Here is a 20,172-nt window from a genome sequence, read left to right as displayed (position 1 = left end):
CCACGCACTACCCGAGCCCCGCCCGCAAGAAGGCGGGGCCGTCCACAGGAGGAAAGAATGCCCGCCAACCTCTCGCTTGAGGCTCTGAAATCCGCCGTAGCTTCCGGCGACATCGACACCGTGATAGTGTGCATCTGCGACATGCAGGGCCGCCTGCAGGGCAAGCGCTTCCACGCACAGCACTTCCTCGAAAGCGCAGTGGAGGAAACCCACTGCTGCAACTACCTGCTGGCCACCGATATGGAGATGGTCACCGTTCCGGGCTATGAGGCCTCGTCCTGGTCGCGCGGCTATGGCGATTACATCATGAAGCCCGATCTGGCCACGCTGCGCCTGATCCCCTGGGCCGATGGCACGGCGCTGGTGATGGCCGATCTTTACGATCACCACACGCATGAGCTTGTCCCCCACGCCCCGCGCACCATCCTGAAAAAGCAGGTCGAACGCGCCCGCGCGATGGGATTTGAGCCGATGATGGCGACCGAACTTGAGTTCTTCCTGTTCGAGGAAAGCTTTGCCGAACTGTTCGACAACGGCTACCCCACCCCCACCCCCATGGCACGCTACAACGTCGATTACTCGATCATGGGCTCGACCCGCGACGAGCCGATCATGCGCGCGATCCGCAACGGCCTTTACGGTGCGGGCATCCCGATCGAATGCTCGAAAGGCGAGGCCGACGCCGGTCAGGAAGAGGTCAACGCCAAGTATTCCGACGCCATCGATACCGCTGACATGCACAGTCTGATCAAGCTGGGCACCAAGCAGATCGCGCAGGACTACGGCGCGAGTGTCACCTTCATGGCGAAATACGATGACAAGCGCGCGGGCTCGTCGAGCCATATCCACCAGTCGCTCTGGCAGGGTGGCGCCAATATCTTCTACGACGCGGACGCGGCCTATGGCATGTCGGACACGATGCGCCACTACCTTGCCGGGCAGCTGGCCTATACGCGCGACATCGCCGTGTTCCTCGCGCCCTATATCAACAGCTACAAGCGTTTCTGCGTCGGCATGTTCGCGCCCACCAAGGCGGTCTGGTCGCTGGATAACCGCACCGCGGGCTACCGGATCTGCGGCGAAAGCACCAAGTCGGTGCGCGTCGAATGCCGGATCGGCGGGGCCGACCTGAACCCCTATCTGGCCTGCGCGGCGCTGCTGGCGGCGGGGCTTGAGGGGATCGAGCGCAAGCTGGAACCCGGCGCGCCGATCTCGGGCGATCTCTATCTCAACGACACCGCGCCGCAGGTGCCGCGCTCGCTGCTTGAGGCGGCCGAGGCGCTCAATGGATCGGAATTCCTGCGCAAGGCTTTCGGCGATGACGTTGTGTCACACTACCATCGCGCCGCGCGTTGGGAGATCGAAGAGGCAATGCGCGTGGTGACCGATTGGGAACGCACGCGCGGGTTTGAGCGGGCCTGAGGCCCGGAAAATGGCGGCGCCCGGCCACTCGGGCGCAACGAACGCGGCCCCTCGGGGCGCAAGGAAGGTCGATATGACGAAGATGATCCAATGCATCTCGCCCGTGGACGGGCAGGTCTATGCGGAAAGGCCGGCGCTGAGCCTGTCCGAGGCGCAGATGGTCGCCGAGCGCGCCCGCGCGGCGCAGGCCGAATGGGCCGCGCGCCCGCTCGAAGAGCGCATCGCGCTGGTCAAGGCCGGTGTCGCCAAGCTCAGCGAGATGAAAGAGCAAATCGTCGAGGAACTGGCCTGGCAGATGGGCCGCCCGACGCGCTATGGTGGCGAATTCGGCGGCGTGAACGACCGCACCGAATACATGTCCTCGATCGCGGCGGAGTCGCTGGCGCCGATGGTGGTGGAAGACAGCAACCGCTTCCTGCGCCAGATCGCGCGTGAGCCGGTCGGCGTGGTCTTCATCATCGCGCCCTGGAACTACCCTTACCTCACGACGATCAACACGCTGGCCCCGGCGCTGATCGCGGGCAACACGGTCGTGCTGAAACACGCCTCGCAAACCCTTCTGGTGGGCGAGCGTCTGGCCGAGGCCTTCCACGCGGCGGGCATCCCCGAGGACGTGTTCCAGAACGTCTACCTGACCCATGACGTGACCGAGGCACTGATCCAGTCGCGCGCCTTCGGATTCATCAACTTCACCGGCTCGGTCGGTGGCGGCGCCGCGATCGAACGCGCGGCGGCAGGCACCTTCACCGGGCTAGGGCTTGAGCTTGGCGGCAAGGATCCGGGCTATGTGATGGACGACGCCGACCTCGACGCCGCCGTGGACAGCCTGATGGATGGCGCGATGTATAACGCGGGCCAGTGCTGCTGCGGGATCGAGCGGATCTATGTCCACGAAAGCCTCTATGACGCCTTCGTCGAAAAGGCCGTCGCTTGGGTGAAGAACCTCAAGCTTGGCAACCCCTTCGACGCCTCCACCACCATCGGCCCGATGGCGAACAAGCGTTTTGCCCACACCGTGCGCGAACAGATCGCCGAGGCCGTGGCCGAGGGCGCAACCGCGCTGATCGACCCCGCGCTCTTCCCTGAGGATGACGGCGGCGCCTATCTGGCCCCGCAGATTCTGGTCAACGTGAACCACGAGATGCGCGTGATGCGCGAGGAAAGCTTTGGCCCCGTGGTCGGCATCATGTCGGTGTCTAACGACGCCGAGGCGATCGCCGCGATGAACGACAGCCCCTATGGGCTGACCTGCTCGCTCTGGACCTCGGACCCCGAGCGCGCGGCCGAAGTCGGCGCACATGTGCAGACCGGCACGGTCTTCATGAACCGCTGTGACTACCTTGACCCGGCGCTGTGCTGGACGGGCTGCAAGGACACGGGCCGGGGCGGTTCGCTCTCGGTTCTCGGTTTCTACTCGGTCACCCGGCCGAAATCCTACCATCTCAAGAAGGTGACGAAATGACCGCCCCGACCGTCAACTGGTCCTACCCCACCGCCATCAAGTTCGGCCCCGGCCGTATCAAGGAACTGGCCGATCACTGCAAGGCCGTGGGGATCAAGAAGCCCCTTCTGGTGACCGACAAGGCACTGGCGGGCCTGCCGATCACCGCGGGCGCGCTGGATGTGCTGGAGGCCGCAGGCCTTGGCCGCGCGCTCTTCTCCGAGGTCGATCCGAACCCGAACGAGAAGAACATGACCGACGGCATCGCCGTTTACAAAGCGGGCGGCCATGACGGCGTGATCTGCTTTGGCGGTGGCTCGGCGCTGGATCTGGGCAAGATGATCGCGCTGATGGCCGGTCAGGCGGCCTCGCTCGGCGTCTGGGATCTGGAGGACATCGGCGACTGGTGGACCCGTGCCGATGCCACGAAGATCGCGCCGATCATCGCCGTGCCGACCACGGCGGGAACGGGCTCCGAGGTCGGGCGCGCGGGCGTTCTGACCAACTCGGACACGCATAAGAAGAAGATCATCTTCCACCCCAAGCTCATGCCCGCCGTCACGATCTGCGACCCCGAGCTGACCGTGGGGATGCCCGCCTTCATCACCGCCGGCACCGGGATGGACGCGCTGGCCCATTGCCTTGAGGCCTATTGCTCGCCCTTCTACCACCCGATGAGCCAGGGCATCGCCCTGGAAGGGATGCGGCTGGTGTTTGAAAACCTGCCCAAGGCCTACAAGAACCCGACCGACCTTGAGGCCCGCGCCAATATGATGTCGGCGGCGGCGATGGGGGCTGTTGCCTTCCAGAAGGGGCTTGGCGCGATCCACTCGCTCTCGCACCCCGTTGGCGCGGTCTATGGCACCCACCACGGCACCACCAATGCCGTCGTGATGCCGATGGTGCTTGATTACAACCGCGCGGCCATTGAAAGCCGGATCAAGGCTGCCGCCGCCTATCTGGGCATCGAGGGCGGCTTCGACGGCTTCCGCGCCCGCGTGATGGAGCTGCGCAGCGAGCTTGGCATCCCCGAGAACCTCTCGGCCATGGGCGTGAAGCCCGAAGACCTCGACATGCTAACCGAGATGGCGCTGGAGGACCCCTCCTGCGGCGGCAACCCGATCGAAATGACGCGCGAGAACACCCGCGCCCTCTTCGACAGCTGCATGTAAAGCATCGGTCCGGGGCGCACATTCCCGCGCCCCGGCCCTACAGGAAGGCCCCCTTGCGCCGCCTTCCGCAATTTCTTGCGAAAAAAGTGTCGCTTCGCGCCCATAGTGGCGCCTGAATCGTGTGCTTCCTCTCGCGTTGAGCGCGCGTGCGCGATAAACAGGGGAAAATCCTGGAGGGACACGTGGCGCACAAAGTCTCGAAAATTGCTCAGATCAGCACGCTCGCCCTGATCGCGGGCAGCCTGCCCATGGCATTCGAAAGCCCGGCACATGCCGAACCCACCATCGGCTGGAGCCTTGGCACCTACGGCGCCCCCGGCCTGATCGACATGCCGACCGCCGAGGTCAACAAGGACGGTGAGCTGGTCGCCTCGGTCTATGGCTATGGCAAGAGCGGGCGCGGCAATTTCAGCTTCCAGATCGCCCCGCAGCTGACCGCCGTTCTGCGCGTCTCGAACGAGGATGGCTTGGCCGACGATGGCGGCGCGCTGCGCGATCGCAGCTTCGATCTGCACTGGCAGGTGCTGAGCGAGGAAGGGATGCGCCCGGCACTGGCCATCGGCCTGCGTGACCTGATGGGCGGCGGCATTCACGGCTCGGAATACATCGTCGCGACCAAGACGCTGAACCCCTCGCTGCGCGGCACCGTGGGCCTCGGCTGGGGCCGTCTGGGTTCGGAAGGCAGCTTTGGCGGCGGCACGCGCCCGGTGACCGACCCCACGGGCGGCCTGAACACCGAGGCCTGGTTCCGTGGCCCGGCCGCGGTTTTCGCGGGCCTTGCCTGGCAGGCCAACGACAAGCTGACGCTGAAGGCCGAATACAGCTCGGACGCCTACGAGGCCGAGACCGCCGCGGCCGGGTTCGACCGCAAGTCCTCGCTGAATTTCGGCGCGGATTACAAGATCAACAGCATGGTGAAGCTGTCGGGTTACTACCTCGCCGGGTCCGAGGTCGGGCTGCAACTGACCGTCGCGCTCGATCCGCGTCACCCGCCGGCGCCTTCGGGGCTAGAGAAGGCGCCGCTGCCGGTGCGCCCGCGCCCCAACCCCGCCGCCGACCCGGATGGCTGGTCGGGCGCCTGGACCGCCGACCCCACCGCGCAACCCGCGATCCAGACCGCCGTTGCTGATGCGCTGCGCAAGGACGGGCAGATCCTCGACTCGATGCAGCTGTCCGCCGACAGCGTGAACGTCCGCGTGCGCAACCAGATCTACGCGGCCCCACCGCAGGCCATCGGCCATACCGCCCGCGTCCTGACGCGCGCCCTGCCCCCCTCGGTCGAGACGATCACCGTCACGCAGATCTCCAACGGGATGCCGACCTCGTCGGTCACCTTCCGCCGGTCCGACCTTGAGCGCCTCGAAAACACCCAGGCGGGCGAGATCCTTGCCGCGGCACAGATTGGCGAGGCCGAAACCGCAGGCGCCTATGTGCCCACCGAGGGCCTCTACCCGCGCCTGCAATTCGGCCTGCGCCCCTATGCCGAATTCTCGACCTATGAAAAAGACGCCGATCTATACGCCGACATGGGCGTTCAGCTCAGCGCGCGTTACGAGATCATGCCGGGCCTGATCCTGTCGGGCGCAGTCAACCAAAAGGTCTTTGGCAACCTCGACGAGCAGACCAAGGTCTCGACCTCGACCGTGCCGCATGTGCGCTCGGATATCGCCGAGTATCAGAAGCATGGCGATCTGGCGCTGCAACGCCTGACGCTGGCCTGGTATGGCCGCCCCGCCGAGAACCTCTACAGCCGCGTCACCGTCGGCTATCTCGAGCAGATGTATGGCGGTGTCTCGGGCGAGATCCTCTGGAAGCCCGTGGACAGCCGTCTGGCCCTGGGCGGCGAGCTGAACTGGGTCAAGCAGCGCGACTATGACCAGCGCTTCGAGTTCCTCGATTACGACACGCTTTCGGGGCACCTGTCGGCCTATTACGACTTCGGTTCCGGCGTGACCGGCTCGGTCGATGTCGGCCGCTACCTGGCCGAGGACTGGGGCGCGACCTTCTCGGTCGATCGCGAACTGGCGAACGGCTGGAGCGTGGGAGCCTTCGCGACCGTCACCGACATGAGCTCGGACGAGTTCGGCCCCGGTGCCTTCGACAAGGGCGTCAAGCTGCGCATCCCGCTGTCCTGGGCGACTGGCAAACCCTCGCTTGCGACCTTCACGCCCACGATCCGCCCCTATGTCGGCGATGGCGGCGCGCGCGTCGATGTCGACGGCCGCCTCTATGAATCCGTGCGCAAGACCCATATGGGCGCCCTGTATCAGGACTGGGGGAGATTCTGGCGATGAGCCGCTCCCTGCTGGCGGCCCTGGCCGCCGCTGTCGCGCTTGGCGCCTGCACCAGCGATACCGCCGGGGTGTCGCCGGGCGGCACGCTGAAGGCGGGCCTTGCGCGCGTCATGCCGGGCAGCCGCTCTGCCCCAACCGCTCCGCCGAGCCCCGAGGTGCTGGCACAGGCCGCGCTCTCCTCGGTCAAGGGGCCGGTTATGCTGGCGACCTTCGAGGCCTCGGGCGCCACGATGGTCTTCGGCATGGTTGGCGAGAATGGCGCAATGCGCAGCTACAACAGCCCCGATCAGCGCGGCATCGTGCTGCGGAACGGACTGCTGGCCGCGACGCGCGGCTTTGGCCAGGATCTGATGTCGGCCAGCACCGAGGGCGTCGCCCAACTGGTCACCGCGCACAGCGCAGGCACCGCCGAGCGGGTGCAACGCTATCTCGATGGCGATGGCACCGAGCGCCCCGTACCGATGCGCTGCACTGTCACGATCGGGCAGCCGGTCAGCCAGACGCTCTCGGGAATCGCCTATAGCGGCGTGCAGGTGGCCGAGCATTGCGAGGGCTCGGGCGCGGTGGTCGATAACGGATATCTGGTGAGTGCCGAGGGCCGCGTGCTTGTCTCGCGCCAATGGGCGGGCCCGGGCCTGGGCTATCTGGTCATCCAGTCCCTGCGCAACTGATCACGCAGGACCACGCTCCTGCGAACATCGCACACCACAAAATAAAAAGATCGGAAAGCTTGCGCTTTCCGATCTTTCTAATTCAACCGAAGTCGAAATTAGTCGTTCGCGGCAACCGCGATGCCGACGATCAGCAGGGCCGGGATCAGCCAAGCAGCGTTCGACGACGACGAACCTTCGACGACGACCGGTTCGGCTTCCACGACCGGAGCGGTGTAGCCGCCAGCAAAAGCGGTCGAAGCCGACAGGCCGAGGGCCAGAGCGATGGTAGCGATTTTTTTCATAGTAATCTCCGTAATTACCGTTGACAGCCGCCACTCTGGCAGCATCGCAGCGAGAGTCTCACATGCGCGGGGGATTGCAAAGGGGTAATTTGGAACCTGTCGCATCAGCCACAGCCAAGTGTTGCAGTTTAGCAAGAGCACCCGCAACCATGGGCTCTAAAGGGTTCAAATCTTGTTCAGTATGCCACTCTGCGGCTGGAATTCCTATCTGATTTCGTGCATTTGCACCCTTTGCCGCGTTGACATCCTGCTTCGCCGAAACAACGCTTCGGCCAAAGCAAGCCTGAGGAGAGAACCATGAAGATTGCCATGATCGGCACCGGCTATGTCGGCCTTGTCTCGGGTGTGTGCTTCTCGGATTTCGGTCATGAGGTGATCTGCGTGGACAAGGATCCGCGCAAGATCGAAATGCTCGAACGCGGCGAGATCCCGATCTACGAACCGGGCCTGGATACGCTTCTGGCCAAGAACGTCGCGGCGGGGCGGCTGTCGTTCACCGGCGATCTGAAGGCCGCTGTAAATGGCGCCGATGCAGTTTTCATTGCCGTGGGCACCCCCACCCGGCGCGGCGATGGCCATGCCGACCTGACCTATGTGATGGCCGCCGCCGAAGAGATCGCCGAGGCGATGACTGCCTACACGGTCGTGGTGACGAAATCTACCGTCCCGGTCGGCACCAACAAGGCCGTTCATGACGTCATCAGCCGCGTCCGGCCCGGCTTCGCCTTCGACGTCGCCTCGAACCCCGAGTTCCTGCGCGAAGGAGCGGCAATCGACGATTTCATGCGCCCCGACCGTGTCGTCGTCGGCGTGACCTCGGAACAGGCCCGCCGCGTGATGGGCGAGATCTACCGCCCCCTCTTCCTGCGCGAGTTCCCGATTCTCTACACCGATCTGGAAACGGCCGAGATGATCAAATACGCGGCCAACGCCTTCCTGGCGACCAAGATCACCTTCATCAACGAGATCGCGCGCCTGTGCGAAAAAGTCGGCGCCGATGTAAAGCAGGTCTCGCGCGGGATGGGCCTTGATAACCGGATCGGCAACAAGTTCCTGCATGCCGGGCCGGGCTATGGCGGCTCGTGCTTCCCCAAGGATACGCAGGCGCTGGCGCGCATGGGGCAGGACCACGCGGCCCCCATGCAGATCGTCGAAACGGTCATCAAGGTCAATGACGAGGTCAAGCGCCGCATGATCGAAAAGATCGTCGATCTGTGCGACGGCTCGGTCAACGGCAAGACCATCGCGGTGCTGGGTGTGACGTTCAAGCCCAACACCGACGACATGCGTGACGCGCCCTCGCTGACCATCGTTCCGGCGCTGGTCGGGGCCGGGGCGAATGTCCGCGCCGTGGACCCCCAGGGCGAGCGTGAAGGCGCCCACCTGCTGCCGCATGTTCATTGGCTGAGCGACGCCTACGGCGCCGCGACTGGCGCCGATTGCGTCGTCATCCTGACCGAGTGGAACGAGTTCCGCGCGCTTGATCTGCAAAAGCTGGCAGCCAGCATGGTCGAGCCGCGCATGGCCGACCTGCGCAATATCTACAACGCGCAGGACGCCAAGGCGGCGGGCTTTGCGGCTTACACCAGCGTGGGGCGCTAAACCGCTTCAGCCCGTCCGCCGCAGGGGCAGCGACAGTGCGAACAGCACCGCCGCGCTAGCGACGATCGAGGGGCCGGCGGGCGTGTCATAGCCAAGCGACACCCAAAGCCCGCACAGGACCGACACAGCGCCAATCCCGGTGGCAAGGGCCGCCATCCCCTCCGGCCCGCGCGCGAACTGGCGCGCGGTGGCGGCCGGGACGATCAGCAAGGCCGCGATCAGCAGCGCGCCCACGATCTTGATCGACACGGCAACCGTGAGCGCCAGCGCCAGCGTTAGCGCAAGACGCTCAAGTCGCGGATTGAGGCCCGAGGCCTGCGCCAGTTCCTCATTCACCGTTGCTGTCAGCAGCCCCTGCCAACGCCAGGCCAGCAGCCCCGCAACGGCCAGCGCGCCCGCCCAGATCACCCCCAGATCGCCCCGGCTGACCGCCAGGATATCGCCAAACAGGAAGGCCGAAAGGTCCACCCGCAGCCCCGAGAAAAACGAGGCGGCGACAAGGCCAAAGGCCAGCGCAGAATGCGCCAGAACGCCAAGGATCGTATCGCTCGCGTGCCCCCTGCCCGACAGCATGGCCACCGTGATCGCCATGGCAAGCGCCACGAACAGCGTGCCGATATAGACCGGCAGCCCGAGTCCGAAGCTGATCGCGACGCCCAGAATCGCCGCATGTGCCGTCGCATCGCCGAAATAGGCCATCCGGCGCCAGACGACGAAGGCCCCGAGCGGGCCGGTCGCCAGCGTCAACCCGAGTCCGGCAAGCGCAGCACGGATCAGAAAATCGTCAAGCATGATCGTGCTCGCAGTCGTGGTTATGGGGGTGTGCGGCATGCGGGTGGCTGTGGTCGTGACCATGCCCCTCGTCATGATCGTGATCATGATCGTGGACGTGCTGGTAGAGCGCGAAGGCGCCACCGGTTCCCAGACCGAACAGCGCCCGATACTCGGGCGCGGCCGAAACGACGCGCGGCGCTCCCTCACAGCAGACATGGCCGTTGAGGCAGATCACCCGGTCCGAGGCCGACATCACCACGTGCAGATCGTGGCTGACCATCAGCACGGCGCAGCCGGTCTCGCGGCGGACCTCCTCGATCAGCTTGTAGAAACCTGCGGTGCCGGGTTGGTCGAGGCCCTGCGTCGGCTCGTCGAGGATCAGGATCTGCGGCTTGGCCAGCAAGGCGCGCGCCAGCAGCACGCGCTGGAACTGCCCGCCCGAAAGGCCCGCCAGGGGGCGTTGCTCGATCCCGGCAACGCCGGTGCGGGCCAGCGCCTCGGCGGCCTGCGCGTCGCTCACCCGGCGCGGCAGCGACAGGAAGCGGCGCACCGTCATCGGCAGGCTCGCATCGATATGCAGCTTTTGCGGGACGTAGCCGATAACCAACCCAGCAGCTCGGCTGACGCGGCCGCTGGCGGCGGGCTCTAGCCCGATCAGCGCACGGATCAGGGTGGATTTGCCCGAGCCATTGGGGCCGACGACCGTCACGATCTCACCCGGCACAATGCGGAAATCGACATGGGCAAGCACCGTCGTCTCGCCATGGCGTACGCCGAGATTGCTGGCCTCGATCAGTGCGTTACCGCTCATTCTTGATGTTCCGCGCAGGTCGGGCAAAGGCCGAGCGCTTCGATATTCGCGCGCTCGATGGCAAAGCCGAGATCCTGCGCCACGCTGTCAAGCGCCGCGCGCACGGGGCCCGCAGCAGCCTCGGCCACGGCGTCGCATTCGCGGCAGATCAGGAACACCGGCGCGTGCTCCTCTCCCGGATGCATGCAGGCGGCAAAGGCGTTCAGACGACGCACACGATGCGCCAGACCATGCTCGACCAGAAACTCCAGCGCGCGATAGGCGACGGGGGGCTGGTTGCCGAACCCCTCGGCTGCAAGCCGGTCCAGCACCTCATAGGCGCCCATGGCACGATGTGCCTCAAGCAGGATCTCAAGCGTCCGCTTGCGAACGGGGGTCAAGCGCAGCCCTTGCCGCGCGGCCTCGGCCTCTGCGCGCGCAAGAGTATCGCCTGCGCAATGGCTGTGGTCATGCGCCGCAAAGGCGCGCGCTTCGGGCAAAGCTTCAGTCATGTTATTCTATCACATTCCACTTGACGCGTTATGCTATAACATACATACATTATCGCCGAACCACAAGCAGGAGACCCGCGATGCGCGCATTCATTCTTGGACTTTCCCTCACCGCCCTGCCCGGCCTGGCGCTGGCCGAGGCGCCGCGCGTGGTAACCGATATCCCGGCGGTGCATTCGCTGGTCTCGCAGGTCATGGGCGAGATCGCGGCACCCGAGGTGCTTCTGGATCGCGGCGCCGATGCGCATAACTACCAGATGCGCCCCTCGCAGGCCCGCGCGCTGCAAGAGGCCGATCTGGTCGTCTGGGTCGGTCCCGAGATGACGCCCTGGCTGGCCCGCGCGATCGACGGCATGGCGAGCGGTGCCGAGCTGGAACTGCTCGACGCACCGCAAACCTTCCGGCGTGAGTTCGAGGAGGAGGGGCATGACCACGACCACCCGGCCCCCGAGGCAAATGCCGAGGGTCACGACCACGAGGGCATCGACCCCCATGCCTGGCTTGATCCGTCCAATGCCCGCGCATGGCTGGACCTGATCGCCGCGCGGCTGGCCGAAATCGACCCCGAGAACGCGGCAACCTACGCGGCGAATGCTGCGGCGTCCCAGGCGCGCATCGACCGGATGGAGGCTGACATTTCCACGCAATTGCAAGGCGTTGCAGGCCGTCCTTTCGTCGCCGCGCATGATGCTTACGGCTATTTCGCGGGGCATTTCGGGCTAAGCAACGCAGGATCGGTCGCGATGGGCGATGCGGCGGAACCGGGTGCCGCGCATCTCGCCGAGTTGCGCGCCCACATCACCGAGGATGGCATCGTCTGCGTGTTCCCCGAGGCGCAGCATGACCCGCGCCTGATCGAGCGGCTGATCGAGGGTACACCGGCCCGCCTTGGCGCGGCGCTCGATCCCTCGGGCTCAAGCCTCACATATGGCCCCGATCTGTATTATGGCCTGATGCGTGACCTGGCGGGCAATATTGCCGGATGCCTGGGCACGCAGTGACTTGCGCCCCACACCCTTGCATGCTTTCTGACGGCTAAGGGGGGTGCCAAGGTGGATACGAACTGGCTGGCAATCGTCGAGGAACCAGGTCTGAACCGGGCGCTTCGCATCGAGACCTCGGGCGCCATCTCTGACGCGCGCGCGATCGAAAAGACCGACTGGGCGGGTGCTGCGGTGACCGCCCGCATCTACGCCCCGCCCCGCCCCCTGCCCGCCCCGCCTTTGCCCGAGGGGCCTGTCAGCGAGGTTCCGGGGCTTGCGCAGGCATCGCCCCCGGTCAGCGTCCACCCCGCCGAGGCGCTGCGCCTTTCCGGGCTTCTGGCCGCGCAGCCGCAGTTCGATGGCGTCGTTTGGCTCTGCGGGCAATCGAGCCTTTGGGCGCATCTCAGCGCAGGCGAGGTTGTCAGCATCAGCCGTCTTGCCTCGGCGCGGCTTCTCCTCGCCCTGAATGAACCCCTCAGCGCCCCCGAGGGCCCCGCCTTCGACCGCGCATTGGACGACTGCCGCAGCCGACCCGAACGGATGTTGCGCTACCTCGATGGCGCGGCGGAGCCGGGCGCTGCCGCCGGAGCAATCCTCGGGGCCGAGCTTGCCGCCGCCAAGCCCTGGTGGCTTGGCCAGCGCGTCATCACCCTCGACAGCGCAGCCGCGCCCGGTTGGGGCGCGACCTGCGCCAGCGCTTTGGCCGCACAGGGTGGCGAGGTTATTACCGGCGACGGCGAAGCCGCCCTGATCGCCGGGCTGCAACGCGCATGGAGCGGAAAATGAGCGCGGATATTCGCGATTTCGGAAAGCTGGCAAACGGGCGCGTCATTCGCGTGATTACGCTGCGAGCGGGCGAGCTAACCGCGCGCGTCCTGACATTGGGGGCGACACTCCAGGATCTGCGGCTGGCGGGGACACCCTGGCCACTGGTGCTCGGGTCGGACCTGCCCGGCGCCTATGCGGGCCGGTTGAGCTGGTGCGGCGCGGTCGTGGGGCCCGTTGCAAACCGGATCGGCGGGGCGCAGGCGCGGATCGCGGATCAGGACTACCGCTTCCCCCCGAACGATGGCGAGAACCTGCTGCATTCCGGTGACGATGGCGTCTCGGGACTTATCTGGGACATCGCCGAGGCCACCGGCGACGCGGTTACGCTGCAATGCGATCTCGCGCATGGCTTCGGCGGTTTTCCCGGCGCCCGCGTGATCCGCGCGACCTACCGCATCGCGCCCCCTGCGACGCTGGAGATCACGCTGACCGCGCAATCGGACCGCGAGACGCTGGTGAACCTTGCGCATCACCCCTACTGGAACCTCGACGGCACCGGCACGACCTCGGGCCACAGTCTGAGCGTCGCAGCCGACCGAATCCTGCCCACCGCTGACGGCCTGCCACTTGCACCGGTCCCAGTCGAGGGCACCCCCTACGATCTGCGCCGCGCGCAGCCGCTGCCCGACCTGCCACCGCTGGACCACAACTACTGCCTAGACGCGTCGGACAACTTGCGCCCGGTTGCCCGGTTGACGGGGGAGCGTGGTGTGACGCTTGTGCTGGAAACGGATGCGCCAGGGTTGCAGGTCTATGACGGGCGGGCGCTGGACTCGGCCCCCTATCCGGGTCTGACGGGACAGCCCTACAAGGCCCATGCCGGTATCGCGCTTGAGCCGCAGCTTTGGCCCGATGCCCCGAACCACCCGGATTTTCCGTCGATTGTCCTGCCTGCCGGTCAGCAATGGCGCCAGGAAACGCGCTACACCCTAAGCCGCGCCTGAGGCGGGCGCGGCCCCGAGGGGCTCTTCGTGCATCATGTCCTCTATGAACAGGCTCAGCAGCTGACCCCGCCCGTTCACCCCGGCCTTGCGATAGATCGCTGCGGTCTGCGCCTTCACCGTGCCCTCGGACGTGGTGCGTAACCGCGCGATATCGGTCGTACTCAGCCCCTTGATGGCGAACAGGGCCACCTCGCGCTCGGCAGGGGTCAGGCCCCATTCGCCAAAGCGTTCCTCGAGCAATTCATTGAAGGCCGTCGCGGCTCGGCGCAGCCGCTCGCGGGCCTGACGCGATTCCCGCAAGGCGCGCAGGATCAGAACGCCGCCCAGGCCCAAGCCCAACAGCAACCCAAGCGCGGCTGAAATTTCAAGGATCTCGCGGCTTTCCCAGCTGAGCGGCGGCACATAAATGCCAAGCACCGACAAGATGATGTCGGAGACGAAAAACAGCGCACAGATTCCCTGTAACGCAAAAACTGCGACAAGGACGGCCAGTCGCATCATGCGCGGTTGGCCCGTCCCCACGCGCAATCCTCAATCGTCATCGTCACTCCCCCCGCTGCTGTCGTCGCTGCTGTCATCGTCGTCATCGTCGTCATTCGACCCGGACCCGGAATTGTCGTCCGGGTCATCGTCGTCCTTGTCGTCGTCATCCGAACTGCCCGAGCTTCCCGAGCCCGAGGAACCGGACGAGCCGGATGAGGAAGAGCTATCGCTCCCCCACCCAAAGCCGCTCCCCACCTTTACAGTCAGATCGCGCAAGATCTCGCCCGTGCGGGGGTCGAAGACGATCTCGCGCTTGAAGCCGCCGCGCATTCCGATCACGCGCATACGGCCCAAAAGTGTGCGGCTGACGCGGATATCCTTGTAGCCCGCGGCCTTCAACTCGGCCGAGAACTGGTCGGCAAGCCCCGCGCCCAAGACCGGCGCGGCCGTTACCAGCAGCGTGATCGCCGCCGCCCCGTATTTCAGTAGCTCGCGTCTGTGCATTTCCGTGTCACACGCCTCATAACGCGTCACGGTCGCGCCCCGAGCATCCGGGGCACGACCTTTCAGTGTATCAAACCCGTCTTTTCAATCAGGCGAAAGCCTCAATCGTCGTCCGAGTCGTCGCTGTCGTCGTCATCCGAGTCATCGCTGTCGTCGTCCGAGTCATCGCTGTCGTCATCATCCGAGTCGTCGTCATCATCGTCGTGGTCGTCGTCGTGATCATCATCGTCATCATGGCCGTCGTGATCATCATCATCGTCTTCCTCGTCGTCATCAAGGAAGTCGCCCTCGCGATCACGGATACTCACGCCCTGGGTCATGTCTTCGCCCGCACGTACCCGCTCCTGCTCTTGCTTGAGGATCTCACCGGTCGTGGAATCGTAGATGACCTCGATCTTGCCGACGCTGCCATAGGCCTCGACCTTGACCTGGGTCGTGCCGCGGACGATCTCGATCTTTGTGAAGCCCTTCGAGGTCAGGTCATCGATGATCGACTGGGTGTCAATTGCTGCAAATGCCGAACCAGCCATGAACATGGCGGCGGCGACAGACAGGATGAAAGTGCGTTTCATTGTGGGTCTCCCGTTATGCGGCGGAACCAATTGCCGTCGAGGGGATTACACCACGCAATTTCGGCGGGCGATATAGGGCTGAGGGTATAAACCGGCCCTTTAACCCCCTGCGATAGGGGCATAAACCAGAGTTTATGCGGAAAATTCAAAGAAAAAGGCCCGGCAGTGCCGGGCCTTTGGATCTGTTGTGGCTCAGATCTTCATATCAAAGCCGAGGTGCTTCGCGACCGTGAAGATGTCCTTGTCGCCGCGCCCCGAGAGGTTCACCACGATGATGTGGTCCTTGGGCAGCGTCGGCGCCAGCTTGGTCACATGCGCCAGCGCGTGCGAGGGCTCAAGCGCGGGGATGATCCCTTCGGTCGCACACAGCAGCTGGAACGCGGCCAGCGCCTCCTGATCTGTGACCGAGACATATTCCGCGCGGCCGATATCGTGCAGCCAGGCGTGTTCGGGGCCAATACCGGGATAGTCGAGACCGGCCGAGATCGAGTGGCCTTCAAGGATCTGACCGTCCTCGTCCTGCAACAGGTAAGTGCGGTTGCCGTGCAGCACGCCCGGGCGCCCGCCGGTAAGCGAGGCGCAATGCTCCATCCGCTCATCCACGCCGTGGCCGCCCGCCTCGACGCCGATGACGCGCACCGACTTGTCGTCGAGGAACGGGTAGAACAGGCCCATGGCGTTCGAGCCACCACCAATCGCCGCGATCACGGTGTCGGGCAGACGCCCCTCGCCTTCCTGCTCTTCGAGCTGCCAGCGGGTTTCCTTGCCGATGATCGCCTGGAAGTCGCGCACCATGGCCGGATAGGGGTGCGGGCCCGCGACGGTACCGATGCAGTAGAAGGTGTCGCGCACATTGGTCACCCAATCGCGCAGCGCGTCGTTCATCGCGTCCTTCAGCGTGCCGCGACCCGAGGTGACCGGCACGACCTCCGCGCCCAGAAGGCGCATCCGGAAGACGTTGGGCGCCTGACGCTCGACATCGGTCGCGCCCATATAGACGATGCATTTCAGGCCAAAGCGCGCGCAGACGGTGGCGGTTGCCACGCCGTGCTGGCCCGCGCCGGTCTCGGCGATGATCCGGGTCTTGCCCATACGGCGCGCCAGCAGGATCTGGCCAAGCACGTTGTTGATCTTATGCGCACCGGTGTGGTTCAGATCCTCGCGCTTGAGGTAGATCTTGGCGCCGCCAAGCTCCTCGGTCAGGCGGGGCGCGTAATACAGCGCCGAGGGGCGGCCGACGTAATGCTTCCACAGATCGTCCATCTCGGCCCAGAAGGTCGGGTCGGTCTTGGCGTACTCATACTGCGCCTCAAGCTCGAGGATCAGCGGCATCAGCGTTTCCGACACGAAACGCCCGCCAAAAATGCCGAAACGCCCGTTTTCATCGGGGCCGGTCATGTAGCTGTTAGGAAGGTCCTCGGCCATCGTCTCACCTCGCGCAAAGTCATCAAAGCGACTTAGCGCGATTGCCCCTGCGGGTAAAGGACCGGCCCCGCATGGCGCGACAAATATCGCGGCCTCAGCCCGGCTGCACCGCCGCGATGAAGGCCCGGATCAAGGCTTCGTCCTTCTCGCCCGGCGCGCGCTCGACGCCCGAGGAAACATCGACCTGCTTCGCTCCGGTCAGGCGGATTGCTTCGGCGACGTTGCCAGGCGTCAACCCGCCAGCCAGCATCCAGGGTTTGGCCCATTCGCGCCCGGCGATCAGGCGCCAGTCGAACGAAAGCCCGTTGCCCCCTGGCAAAACCGCGTCCTTGGGCGCCTTGGCATCGACGAGGATCTGATCCGCCACCGCCTCATAGGCTGGGATTGCGGCCAGATCGGCGGCCTCGGCCACGCCCACGGCCTTCATCACCGGCAGCCCGCTGCGGGCCCGGATCTCGGCCACACGGGCGGGGCTTTCCTTGCCATGAAGTTGCAGCATGTCGAGCGGAACCTCGGCCAGGATCGCGCCGATCTCGGCGTCGGTCGCATCGACCAGAAGCGCCACCTTGGCGACGCCAATCGGCGCCTCCAGCGCCAGATCCCGCGCCTGCGCGATCGAGACATTGCGCGGGCTTTTGGGGAAGAACACGAAGCCCAGATAGGCGGCTCCCGCGTCGGCGGCGGCGCGCACATGCTCGGGCCGGGTCAGGCCACAGATTTTGACGCGAACCCCGCCGGGGCGTCCGCGATTGACTGCAATCGTCACCATATCAGCGCGCCGGCTTTTCCAGCAGGGCCAGAACGTCGTCCTGCGGGCCTTGCGTCTTCTCGCGCAGGCGATCCACTTCACCCTCGAGATAGGCCGCCTTGCGCGTGGCCTTCACCGCGGTCGAGCGGATACGGTATTCGCGCATCCATTCCCAGACGAACCCCACCAGCAGCCCCAGCAGAATGCCCGCGAAGATCACCAGGAACAGCGGCACCTGCATACCCCAGGTCAGGCCCAGAAACTCGCCCGCCTCGGGCGGCAACAGGCGCAGGGTCACCACCTCGCGGTTGGCCAGCGCCAGCACGATCAGAACCAGCGCCAGAGAGGCGAGAAACAGCAGGCGCAAAATGCGGAACATGATTTATTCCTCGTCCCCGTTCAGACGGTCACGCAGCAGCTTACCGGTTTTGAAGAACGGCACGTGTTTTTCATCGACATCCACCGAATCCCCGGTGCGCGGGTTGCGCCCGGTGCGGGCGTCGCGCCGCTTCACCGAAAAGGCGCCGAAGCCGCGCAACTCGACACGGTCGCCGCGCGCCATAGCCTCGATGATCTCATCGAAAATCGTGTTTACGATCTTCTCGACGTCGCGCTGAAAGAGATGCGGGTTCTCTTCGGCGATCTTTGCGATCAGTTCCGAGCGGATCATTCTGTTGTTCCCCCCACGGGCTTCCCGGTTCGTGCCGGGTTGATTAATCTATGAGACTATAAGGTCAAATTTCGACAGCACAAACAGCAAAGGCTTGGAATAGCACCCGATTTGCAGCTTCCTGCCTGTATGAAAAGCATAGCCCCCCCCGCGCCCGAGGGGAAATGCCCAATGATCGGGCAGCCAAACTGACCTTAATCCGAATCGCCAAATGAATGCGGCCCCGCCCGAAGGCGAGGCCGCGCAAGCCAGTCAGGGCAAGGATTACTCCTTGTTGCCCTTCAGAGCGGCGCCGAGGATGTCGCCGAGCGAAGCGCCCGAGTCCGACGAGCCGTACTGTTCCACGGCTTCTTTCTCTTCGGCGATTTCGCGGGCCTTGATCGACACGCCCAGCTTGCGGGTCTTGCTGTCCACGTTCACGACGCGCACGTCGACGTGGTCACCAACCTGGAAGCGCTCGGGGCGCTGGTCGGCGCGGTCACGGGCCAGATCCGAACGGCGGATGAAGGACTTCATGCCGTTGTACTCGACCTCGATGCCACCATCTTCGATCGCGGTGACGGTCACGGTGATGACCGAGCCACGCTTCACGCCGTCAACGGCGTCCGAGAAGGTGTCGGCGTCCAGAGCCTTGATCGAGAGCGAGATACGCTCTTTTTCGATGTCCACTTCGGTGACAGCGGCCTTGACCATGTCGCCCTTGCGGTAGTTCTGGATCGCGTCTTCGCCGCGCTGTTCCCACGACAGATCCGAGAGGTGGACCATGCCGTCGATGTCGTTGTCGAGGCCGACGAACAGACCGAATTCGGTGATGTTCTTGACTTCGCCTTCGATGACGGTGCCGACCGGGTGCGTTTCAGCGAACACTTCCCACGGGTTGCGCATGCACTGCTTGAGGCCGAGCGAAACGCGACGCTTCGCGGTGTCGATCTCGAGCACCATGACGTCAACCTCTTGCGAGGTCGAAACGATCTTGCCGGGGTGAACGTTCTTCTTGGTCCACGACATTTCCGAAACGTGCACCAGACCTTCGACACCGGCTTCCAGCTCGACGAACGCGCCGTAGTCGGTGATGTTGGTCACGCGGCCCTTGTGGACCGAACCGATCGGGAACTTCGACTCGACCGAATCCCACGGATCGTTCTGGAGCTGCTTCATGCCCAGCGAGATGCGGTGGGTGTCCTTGTTGATCTTGACGACCTGGACCTTGACGGTCTCGCCGATCGACAGGATCTCGGACGGGTGGTTCACGCGGCGCCACGCCATGTCGGTGACGTGCAGCAGACCGTCAACGCCGCCGAGGTCAACGAACGCACCGTATTCGGTGATGTTCTTGACGACGCCATCGACCACCTGGCCTTCCGAGAGGTTGCCGATGACTTCGGCGCGCTGCTCGGCGCGGGACTCTTCGAGGATCGCGCGGCGCGAGACAACGATGTTGCCACGGCGACGGTCCATCTTGAGGATCTGGAACGGCTGCTTGAGACCCATGAGCGGGCCGGCATCGCGCACCGGACGGACATCGACCTGCGAGCCCGGCAGGAAGGCAACGGCGCCGCCGAGGTCGACGGTGAAGCCACCCTTGACGCGACCGAAGATGGCGCCTTCGACGCGCTCTTCCGAAGCGTAGGCTTTTTCCAGGCGATCCCAGGCTTCTTCGCGGCGAGCTTTCTCGCGCGAGATGACGGCTTCGCCACGGGCGTTTTCAACGCGGTCGAGGTACACTTCCACTTCGTCGCCGACGGCGATCGAGGGGGCCTCACCCGGGTTGGCGAATTCTTTCAGATCAACGCGGCCTTCCATCTTGTAGCCGACGTCGATGATGGCCTGGCCCGCCTCGATGGCGATGACCTTGCCGCGGACAACCGAACCTTCGTTCGGGGTGTCGATCTCGAGGCTCTCGCTCAGGAGGGCTTCGAATTCTTCCATGGTTGCTTTAGCGCACATGCGTCTGAGTTTCCTTTACATGGGTTTTCTGGCCATGCGGTTGGCTCCGCCGGTCTTTTGTGAAGACGCCCAAGCGGCCCGCGGAACGATCCGGGGCCTCTGGACC

21 protein-coding genes are annotated in these 20,172 nt (G+C 64.9%); 9 read left to right on the top strand and 12 right to left on the bottom strand.

Going from position 1 to position 20,172, the window contains the following annotated elements; genetic code table 11:
* Positions 1-57 precede the first annotated feature (57 nt).
* The 5 genes from LZA78_RS12210 to LZA78_RS12190 all read left to right on the top strand — a co-directional run bounded on the left by LZA78_RS12210 (position 58) and on the right by LZA78_RS12190 (position 7,000).
* On the top strand, positions 58-1,422 hold the full coding sequence (locus tag LZA78_RS12210; RefSeq protein ID WP_233677220.1) for a glutamine synthetase family protein: 1,365 nt from the start codon (positions 58-60) through the stop codon (positions 1,420-1,422).
* Between the two features lie 73 nt (positions 1,423-1,495).
* Positions 1,496-2,884 (top strand): aldehyde dehydrogenase family protein, encoded by a 1,389-nt coding sequence (locus LZA78_RS12205; protein WP_233677219.1) that lies wholly within the window; start codon positions 1,496-1,498, stop codon positions 2,882-2,884.
* Entirely contained in the window at positions 2,881-4,035 is a 1,155-nt protein-coding gene (locus tag LZA78_RS12200; RefSeq protein ID WP_233677218.1) for an iron-containing alcohol dehydrogenase, read from the top strand. The genes LZA78_RS12205 and LZA78_RS12200 overlap by 4 nt, the downstream gene beginning before the upstream one ends.
* A gap of 182 nt (positions 4,036-4,217) precedes the next feature.
* Positions 4,218-6,329, top strand: coding sequence for a YjbH domain-containing protein (locus LZA78_RS12195; RefSeq protein ID WP_233677217.1), 2,112 nt, complete (start codon positions 4,218-4,220; stop codon positions 6,327-6,329).
* Positions 6,326-7,000: a YjbF family lipoprotein gene (locus LZA78_RS12190; RefSeq protein ID WP_233677216.1), complete on the top strand. Its 675-nt coding sequence runs from the start codon at positions 6,326-6,328 to the stop codon at positions 6,998-7,000. Before LZA78_RS12195 ends, LZA78_RS12190 begins: the two co-directional genes overlap by 4 nt.
* Before the next feature lie 98 nt (positions 7,001-7,098).
* On the opposite strand, the gene LZA78_RS12185 is transcribed toward LZA78_RS12190, so the two are convergent.
* Positions 7,099-7,284 (bottom strand): hypothetical protein, encoded by a 186-nt coding sequence (locus tag LZA78_RS12185; protein WP_218630257.1) that lies wholly within the window; start codon positions 7,282-7,284, stop codon positions 7,099-7,101.
* 297 nt (positions 7,285-7,581) lie between these two features.
* Here LZA78_RS12185 and LZA78_RS12180 point away from each other — a divergent pair, with 297 nt between their 5' ends.
* Positions 7,582-8,886 (top strand): UDP-glucose dehydrogenase family protein, encoded by a 1,305-nt coding sequence (locus LZA78_RS12180; RefSeq protein WP_233677215.1) that lies wholly within the window; start codon positions 7,582-7,584, stop codon positions 8,884-8,886.
* 6 nt (positions 8,887-8,892) lie between these two features.
* Here LZA78_RS12180 and LZA78_RS12175 read toward each other — a convergent pair whose 3' ends face one another.
* The 3 genes from LZA78_RS12175 to LZA78_RS12165 are packed head-to-tail and all read right to left on the bottom strand — an operon-like array spanning position 8,893 to position 10,962.
* Complete coding sequence (locus LZA78_RS12175; RefSeq protein ID WP_233677214.1) at positions 8,893-9,678, bottom strand: metal ABC transporter permease; 786 nt, start codon at positions 9,676-9,678, stop codon at positions 8,893-8,895.
* Positions 9,671-10,471 (bottom strand): metal ABC transporter ATP-binding protein, encoded by an 801-nt coding sequence (locus LZA78_RS12170; protein WP_233677213.1) that lies wholly within the window; start codon positions 10,469-10,471, stop codon positions 9,671-9,673. Before LZA78_RS12170 ends, LZA78_RS12175 begins: the two co-directional genes overlap by 8 nt.
* Entirely contained in the window at positions 10,468-10,962 is a 495-nt protein-coding gene (locus tag LZA78_RS12165; RefSeq protein WP_233677212.1) for a Fur family transcriptional regulator, read from the bottom strand. The genes LZA78_RS12170 and LZA78_RS12165 overlap by 4 nt, the downstream gene beginning before the upstream one ends.
* Positions 10,963-11,042: 80 nt before the next feature.
* On the opposite strand from LZA78_RS12165, the gene LZA78_RS12160 reads away from it, so the two are divergent.
* From LZA78_RS12160 to LZA78_RS12150, 3 genes are read left to right on the top strand one after another with little or no spacing between them, the layout of a single operon-like run.
* Positions 11,043-11,963, top strand: coding sequence for a zinc ABC transporter substrate-binding protein (locus LZA78_RS12160; protein WP_233677211.1), 921 nt, complete (start codon positions 11,043-11,045; stop codon positions 11,961-11,963).
* Positions 11,964-12,014: 51 nt separating this feature from the next.
* Positions 12,015-12,731, top strand: coding sequence for a 2-dehydro-3-deoxygalactonokinase (locus tag LZA78_RS12155; protein ID WP_233677210.1), 717 nt, complete (start codon positions 12,015-12,017; stop codon positions 12,729-12,731).
* Positions 12,728-13,717, top strand: coding sequence for an aldose epimerase family protein (locus tag LZA78_RS12150; protein WP_233677209.1), 990 nt, complete (start codon positions 12,728-12,730; stop codon positions 13,715-13,717). Before LZA78_RS12155 ends, LZA78_RS12150 begins: the two co-directional genes overlap by 4 nt.
* Here the strand turns inward: LZA78_RS12150 and LZA78_RS12145 are convergent.
* The 8 genes from LZA78_RS12145 to rpsA all read right to left on the bottom strand — a co-directional run bounded on the left by LZA78_RS12145 (position 13,703) and on the right by rpsA (position 20,066).
* Positions 13,703-14,215: a helix-turn-helix transcriptional regulator gene (locus LZA78_RS12145; protein WP_306798980.1), complete on the bottom strand. Its 513-nt coding sequence runs from the start codon at positions 14,213-14,215 to the stop codon at positions 13,703-13,705. The genes LZA78_RS12150 and LZA78_RS12145 overlap by 15 nt on opposite strands.
* 33 nt (positions 14,216-14,248) lie before the next feature.
* The gene (locus LZA78_RS12140) at positions 14,249-14,704 is read right to left on the bottom strand and encodes a PepSY domain-containing protein (protein ID WP_233677207.1); all 456 of its coding nucleotides are present in this window, start codon (positions 14,702-14,704) and stop codon (positions 14,249-14,251) included.
* Between the two features lie 101 nt (positions 14,705-14,805).
* Positions 14,806-15,276, bottom strand: coding sequence for a PepSY domain-containing protein (locus tag LZA78_RS12135; RefSeq protein ID WP_233677206.1), 471 nt, complete (start codon positions 15,274-15,276; stop codon positions 14,806-14,808).
* A gap of 192 nt (positions 15,277-15,468) precedes the next feature.
* Positions 15,469-16,701, bottom strand: coding sequence for a tryptophan synthase subunit beta (trpB, locus tag LZA78_RS12130; RefSeq protein ID WP_233677205.1), 1,233 nt, complete (start codon positions 16,699-16,701; stop codon positions 15,469-15,471).
* A gap of 94 nt (positions 16,702-16,795) precedes the next feature.
* Positions 16,796-17,470 (bottom strand): phosphoribosylanthranilate isomerase, encoded by a 675-nt coding sequence (locus tag LZA78_RS12125; RefSeq protein WP_233677204.1) that lies wholly within the window; start codon positions 17,468-17,470, stop codon positions 16,796-16,798.
* Position 17,471: 1 nt separating this feature from the next.
* Positions 17,472-17,828 carry a LapA family protein gene (locus LZA78_RS12120; RefSeq protein ID WP_233677203.1) on the bottom strand — a complete coding sequence of 119 codons (357 nt, stop codon included), beginning with the start codon at positions 17,826-17,828 and terminating at the stop codon, positions 17,472-17,474.
* A gap of 3 nt (positions 17,829-17,831) precedes the next feature.
* The gene (gene ihfB, locus LZA78_RS12115; RefSeq protein ID WP_233677202.1) at positions 17,832-18,119 is read right to left on the bottom strand and encodes an integration host factor subunit beta; all 288 of its coding nucleotides are present in this window, start codon (positions 18,117-18,119) and stop codon (positions 17,832-17,834) included.
* A gap of 264 nt (positions 18,120-18,383) precedes the next feature.
* A complete protein-coding gene (gene rpsA / locus LZA78_RS12110; RefSeq protein WP_218630272.1) occupies positions 18,384-20,066 on the bottom strand; it encodes a 30S ribosomal protein S1 in 1,683 nt (560 codons plus the stop codon).
* Between the last annotated feature and the right edge of the window lie 106 nt (positions 20,067-20,172).

The sequence above is a fragment of the Rhodobacter flavimaris genome (genome assembly GCF_021378075.1).
Taxonomy (GTDB): Bacteria; Pseudomonadota; Alphaproteobacteria; order Rhodobacterales; family Rhodobacteraceae; genus Rhodobacter; species Rhodobacter flavimaris.
Note: the sequence above shows the minus strand (reverse complement) of the source record. Positions and strands in the feature narration are given on the sequence as shown.